The organism is Mesorhizobium sp. M7A.F.Ca.CA.001.08.2.1, from assembly GCF_003998455.1.
GTDB classification, from domain to species: Bacteria; Pseudomonadota; Alphaproteobacteria; order Rhizobiales; family Rhizobiaceae; genus Mesorhizobium; species Mesorhizobium ciceri.
The window spans coordinates 1-1,788 of the sequence record NZ_RZPW01001019.1; the positions used below are offsets into that span (position 1 = coordinate 1).

Below are 1,788 nucleotides of genomic sequence, written 5' to 3' on the forward strand. Positions count from 1 at the left end.
GGCCTTCATCCGGCTGCTCACCTCGATGTTCATGCCGAGCGCACCGGGTGCCTATGGCGTCGGTGGCGGCTGGACGCTTTATCCGCCGTTGTCGACCTCGGGCCAGCCCGGGCCGGCCATGGATCTGGCGATCCTGTCGATCCACATTGCCGGTGCCTCGTCGATCCTCGGCGCCATCAACTTCATCACCACCATCTTCAACATGCGCGCGCCTGGCATGACGCTGCACAAGATGCCGCTGTTTGCCTGGTCGGTGCTGATCACCGCCTTCCTGCTCCTGCTGTCGCTGCCGGTTCTGGCCGGCGGCATCACCATGCTGCTCACCGACCGCAATTTCGGCACCACCTTCTTTGCTCCCGACGGCGGCGGCGACCCGATCCTGTTCCAGCACCTGTTCTGGTTCTTCGGTCACCCTGAAGTGTACATCCTGATCCTGCCGGGCTTCGGCATCATCAGCCACGTCATCTCGACCTTCTCGAGGAAGCCGGTGTTCGGTTATCTCGGCATGGCCTACGCCATGGTGGCGATCGGCGCCGTCGGCTTCATCGTCTGGGCGCACCACATGTACACGACCGGCCTGTCGCTCGATACGCAGCGCTATTTCGTCTTCGCCACCATGGTCATCGCGGTGCCGACAGGCGTGAAGATCTTCTCCTGGATCGCGACGATGTGGGGCGGGTCGATCTCGTTCAAGACGCCGATGCTGTGGGCGCTGGGCTTCATCTTCCTGTTCACCATCGGCGGCGTCACCGGCGTCCAGCTGGCCAATGCCGGCCTCGACCGCTCGCTGCATGACACCTATTTCGTCATCGCCCACTTCCACTACGTGCTGTCGCTGGGCGCGGTGTTCGCCATCTTCGCCGGCTGGTACTACTGGTTCCCGAAGATGACCGGCTACATGTATTCGCCCGTTATCGCCAACACCCACTTCTGGGTCACCTTCGTCGGCGTGAACCTGATCTTCTTCCCGCAGCACTTCCTCGGTCTCGCCGGCATGCCGCGCCGCACCATCGACTACCCCGATGCGTTTGCCGGCTGGAACTATGTGTCGTCCATCGGCTCGTATATCTCGGCCGTCGGCGTCCTGATCTTCCTCTATGGCGTGTTCGAGGCCTTCCAGAAGAAGCGGATCGCCGGCGCCAACCCATGGGGCGAGGGCGCAACGACGCTCGAATGGCAGCTGCCTTCGCCGCCGCCCTTCCACCAGTGGGAACAGCTGCCGAAGATCAAGTAAGGCGGCTGCCCGCTCGAATACGAAACCGCCGGTCCGCCGGCGGTTTTGGCCAACGGATGATGGACTTAAGTACGCATGGCCCTTGTCGACGACCCATTGATTGACGAAGCGGGCTTTCGCATGTCGGAAGCGACGGCGGGCGATTTCTTCGCGCTGCTGAAGCCGCGCGTCATGTCGCTGGTGGTGTTCACCGCCTTTGTCGGCCTGGTCGCCGCCCCCGTGACCATCAACCCTCTGCTGGCGGTGATCGCCATCCTGGCTATTGCGATAGGTGCTGGCGCCTCCGGCGCGCTCAACATGTGGTACGATGCCGATATCGATGCCGTGATGACCAGGACCGCCAGCCGCCCGGTCCCGGCCGGTCGCATCCAGCCGCACGAAGCGCTGACCTTCGGGCTGGTGCTGTCGGTGCTGTCGGTGATGACGCTCGGCGTGCTGGTCAACTGGCTGGCGGCGACGCTGCTGGCCTTTACCATCTTTTTCTACGCCGTCGTCTACACGATGTGGCTGAAGCGCTGGACGCCGCAGAACATCGTCATCGGCGGGGGCCGCCG

At 63.5% G+C, this 1,788-nt stretch carries 2 protein-coding genes; both read left to right on the forward strand.

Features of this window, described 5'->3' with window-relative positions; all coding sequences use genetic code 11:
- A partial coding sequence (locus tag EN914_RS34220; protein WP_164779129.1) for a cytochrome c oxidase subunit 1 occupies positions 1-1,234 on the forward strand: 1,234 nt, incomplete at its 5' end.
- 75 nt (positions 1,235-1,309) lie between these two features.
- On the forward strand, positions 1,310-1,788 hold a 479-nt coding region (locus EN914_RS34225; RefSeq protein WP_164779130.1), incomplete at its 3' end, for a UbiA family prenyltransferase.